Origin of the sequence: Microvirga tunisiensis (assembly GCF_009296175.1) — a bacterium.
In the GTDB taxonomy this organism is placed as follows: Bacteria; Pseudomonadota; Alphaproteobacteria; order Rhizobiales; family Beijerinckiaceae; genus Microvirga; species Microvirga tunisiensis.
Window position 1 is genome coordinate 1 of sequence record NZ_VOSK01000432.1, and the last position, 4554, is coordinate 4554.

Genomic DNA, 4554 nt, shown 5'->3' on the forward strand with positions numbered 1-4554 from the left:
ATCTCGCCCGGGCGGAGTTCGCAACGCTGCGGTTGCGCCTGCTCAAGATCGCCGTGCGGGTGCAGGAAACCACCAGCCGCATCCGACTGGCCTTTGCCTCGTGCTGTCCGGAAGCGGATCTCGTCCGGCGTCTTGCGAGCGCTCTGGCACCCCAGCCCCGGGCGGCCTCGCCCTGAGCGCCGGGGCTGCCATCGCCCCGGTCATCCCATCCCGTCCCTGCCAACGCGTTCCCCACGTTCCAGACCTTGCCGCGGTGAAAGAAACGCAGCGGATCGGCACGCCCGCGCTACCAAATAGGCCCCGAAACAAACTCTGGTGAATAGGAACGGCTAGACCTCTCACAAATCTCAAATGTTTCGCATCGGAGTTTTGCAAATGTGAGCGGCTCGAGCAGCTGGCGCACACACCCACTCGCATAACTCAATACATTTGCAACAAGCTACCCTTCTAACAGCGCGGATTACTGTCGACGCTAGCTTGCTAGCGCCCCCAACCACCGCCTTTGTCGTCCCTGTAGCCCCCTATAGGTGCAAGTATCAGATGGCGGAGCATCCCATATGGCGTGCCGCGCTATCTTGCTTCAGGACTTCGAAGCTAGTGTAGGTGGGAGGCCATGAAGAGATGACCTGCTGATCCAGCTCGACGTCGGGATTGCAAAAGCCCTAGAGCTTAGAGGCACGGCGACGAAAAATGGAAGGGGCAAATGCGTCGATTGGAAATGCTGCCGTTAAAGCAAGGAGCGGAAGTTCTACCAACTTCCGCTCCTTGCGATTAGAGACCGATTGCGCCCGGCCAAAGCCTGGCTTTGAATCACCCGGCTCGCATCAAGCGAGATTGACATTGCCAGATCGTAAAAATTCCAAGAAACTCTTGCCCCTGTATTTCAATGTCTGCTGAATGCTAAGTAGAGTGGCATAGTCGCGGGTTCCATTTGCGGTACTCGTGACCATGACATTTCGAAGACGCGTAAACGCACGGACCGCATGCTCTGCATTGTTATTGTTCCAGGGCACGTCGTCGTGGTCGAGGAAAGTAAACAGTTTGTTCACATTCTTTTCGAGTCTCTTTTGAAGTCCCAATGCAACCTCCGACCGGCAGTCACGCGCTCTGGTTTGCTGAAGGAAAGCCTCCGCCTCTCTTTTGTGCTTTCGGAGATGCCACGCCTTGAGTCCATATCGGTCTACCGTTTCAACGATGCGTCGCAGTAGGCTCCCAAACTGCGACGCGATCTGACTTAGCTCATCGTTATACGGGTTCTTCAGAATATCTTCGTTAATGTCTCGCAGGGAATGAATAAGGCACTTTTGTTGGGCGCACCCAATTGAGTCGTATGCACCATAAAAATCGGACACCAAGACGCCTTGAAAATCTTTGAGCACGTCTTCTAGGATACTAGCGTCGCGTGACGGTGAGTATACATAAGCAACCGACTTCAGGTTCGTGAATATCCAGACATAATGCCCTCCGCCATAAACGACACCCTTGGTTTCGTCTGCATGGACAAGCGCCCCTGTTCGTATCTCGTGGAGGATACTCTTGTAGGTAGCTTCATATTTCGCTGCCATACTCAATTTGATTTGAGCAATGGAGTGTACCTTCACGTTGATCTTGAACAACGTGCGTAAAAAATCAGAAACTTGGTGGTGAGACAGGCGAAGTTCTATTATCAGGTAGACGACGTAGGCGCACAGACCAGGTCCCAATTTTGACGGCGCTGGGCGAAATGTCTTTTCAGCTTTACATACGCCGCATCGATAGGTTCGGTACAAATATCTGACAACGTGTCGCTTGCTTCCCTTTGTCGTGAACTTGAGATCGATGACCACCTGAGTTCTCGCGTTCCTACCCTTCCAGATCGTAGCCGATCCGCAATTCCAGCAGGAGGAGGGCTTATCATTCTCGATCCGAACCTCCTTATCAATTGGTACGGTTGTCTCGCACCTCCATTTCCCTCTGTTTGTTCCTGATCGTTTGTTCGAGTTTCCAGAACGCACGTAAACCTTAGATCGTTGGTAATCCCAATAAGCGGCCTTATTGATCCTCTCAAAATCAGGAAGGGCGCTCGCAAACTTGCCAAACGTCCTTTGGAAGCCGACTTCCAGTGAACCAACGTCAACTGAATTTAGATTGAATGATGTAGTTTCCTCTCTCCTTGTGCATAGCTGTTGCAGCGCTTCGTAGACCAACTCGGCTGCCCTGCAATCTTCCAAGTTATATTCAATTAGCATCTGTTTTAGCGATGATTCATGGAAGAGTTCCCACTCAGCTCGCCAATAAAGTGCTTTAGCGCCCGATGCCCCAGGTTGGGACCAATCGAAGCCGAGATAACGTGCGATCTCTTTGAGGCTATTCGTGTAAGTTGGGAAGTAAATTCTCGCATATAGAAGACTTGCAAGATTGATAGTTGATTGGAATGTTACGTCAGGCTGATCAACGCCATGGGAAAGTTCACGGTAGCGTTGTTGCATCTTGTTTAGAAACTTGGCCTCATAGCTTCCGTAGTGCACAAGTCGAGGTTCTTTAATTGATCTGAGCGCTAGCAAGCATTCCCGCCACATCTCCTGCTCACCCTTGCAATCATTTGCCCAAAAAGAACGCTCCATATATTCGTTGTCTTGCTTGTACCTCAACCCAATCAGGTAGTACGTATCGCGATCTGGTATGCCTTCTACATCAATGTAGACAGGCGTTCCCCCCGTGGGGATGACCGGTGTTCCAACGACGTGGATTTGCGCCTTCTTGATGGCTAATGCCTTCAGTTTGGGATCGTGTCTGACGGGATGTTTGTTGGAGTTTACGTTTGTCAGCTTTGCACGCCGCCGTCGGCGCGGTCGATAGCCATACGAAAGCTGGGTAATTGTGAATACACCTTTCTCGTTGAGTTTCCTGCGCTCCTTTTCGCTTAGAGGTGAGACAAGACTCAAGTCATCACTACTGATTGCGCGCTCCCGGCAGCGAGCTTGAAAATCACACTCGGAGCAATGTTTGTTCAGAACCAAGGGAGGCTCTGCACTTTCGAGCCCCCATATTTGGTCCAGGATTCTGCTGGCTTGGCTAAGGTAAATGGCAAGCTTGACCTGCTTCACGCGGGGCAGCTCGCCATGGCAGATCCACCCAAGGTCAGGAACCCTTCCGGTGACCTCGGATACTGCCAACGCCGCGAATCCTAGAACAATTCTGTCAGAGGCCGTCACCCTCTCGTGCGGCGAGTAAATCAACGGAAGATAGGTGCATTGATCCTTAGGAAATGAAATTGCCGCTAGCTGAGATGAATGCGGTCCCGGCCTTGGGTTGTATACGGCAGCATGGCAGTCAACCGAGCAGATACACTGCCGTGGATCCTCGGTCGTGTATGGGATCGACGTGAATGGAAGTAACACATTATTAGCACCCATTCGCAGGGCAGCCGCAGCCTTGGCACGGTATGCTTCCAAGATGCGTTCGGCGGTCTGGCTGAAGAATGCTGGGGGCTCAGGCACCTCCTTCTTGGATAGGACGTATTTTGTCTTGCAATTCAAATATGATGCGAACATCGTCAGGCTGACAGGAAATGATGCTGCGGACATGTGTCTAATCCTTTGATAGAGCAGCGTCTACCAAGTTTAGACCAGATTAAGCATGAATAGTGGCAAGTGCTTGAGCTGATCACCTTTGCCAACATTTGGTCTATTCACTCTTCATGATGCCCGCTCCAAGGGCATCCATTGGTCCCGGCTGGCGCAAAATCGACAGAGTGCTCAGTCCTGCCGAGCTGAGACAACAGGCACTCGTTGCAACCATAAAGACGTGATCCTAGACCGGCTGTACGAAGCTGCTGCCTTCCTTTGCTGCGTCATCATCGCCACGGACCTTATCGACGTTCGCCCGACCGCGGTTTAATGTGCATCAAGTGGCCAATCAAAAACGGCCGAAGGTCAGGACTGAGTCACGAGCGACCTATAAGCGCGGCCGTTTTAAGATCGGCTGACTGCGCGGCTGCGGACGTTCGGCCCGATAGTCGGCTGACTTCAAATCATTTCCAGCATGGTCATGAGCGATGATGACGCGAGAGGTGGCCTTTCTGACCCAGCTCGACGTGACCGTTGAACAGCAAACTTATACGATTAGGAGTTCAGGGCGCGAGTCTACCTGTTCTCTTTACTGGCGACACCATTGAGCCAGCGCTCACCGGCGCGATTTGGGCGGGCATCTTCAGTTTCCCATACGTCCACCACCTGGACAGGCAAACCCGTCAGAGCACTGCGAAGCGTTCTCTCATTGTGATCAACAAATAGCCGTCCGCGGGCTACGCGCTCCCCCTCCCCTAGCTTGAATGACATGAACCAAGCCCCGCCCGGTCGCATTGCCTCGACGATTCGGGACGCAACCACGGCAAACGATGATGAGGGAACATGCAACAGCGACGCGCAAGCCCAGATCCCATCGAAAGAGCTGGCTCGGGAAATTTGGACAGCGGGATAAGTGGAGTTTCTGCCTGAGAGCAGCCAGAATGGCTGCTGAACAGGAGAGACGATGAGCAAGAGACCCCGCCGGAACCACTCTCCGGCTTTCAAA

General features: G+C 52.6%; 3 protein-coding genes. 1 reads left to right on the forward strand and 2 read right to left on the reverse strand.

Annotated elements, in window-relative coordinates; genetic code table 11:
- On the forward strand, window positions 1-176 hold a 176-nt coding region (locus FS320_RS38595; protein WP_192926244.1), incomplete at its 5' end, for a transposase.
- Window positions 177-824: 648 nt separating this feature from the next.
- On the opposite strand, the gene tnpC is transcribed toward FS320_RS38595, so the two are convergent.
- Together tnpC and FS320_RS47325 are read right to left on the reverse strand one after the other, a co-directional pair.
- Complete coding sequence (gene tnpC / locus FS320_RS38600) at window positions 825-3566, reverse strand: IS66 family transposase (RefSeq protein ID WP_152717614.1); 2742 nt, start codon at window positions 3564-3566, stop codon at window positions 825-827.
- Window positions 3567-4124: 558 nt separating this feature from the next.
- The coding region (locus FS320_RS47325; protein WP_476738991.1) for a class I SAM-dependent methyltransferase at window positions 4125-4554 on the reverse strand (430 nt) is incomplete at its 5' end.

What these genes read in the sequence shown, in the direction of transcription:
- tnpC (WP_152717614.1), bottom strand. Translation starts at nt 3,566, where the DNA reads ATGTCCGCAGCATCATTTCCTGTCAGCCTGACGATGTTCGCATCATAT.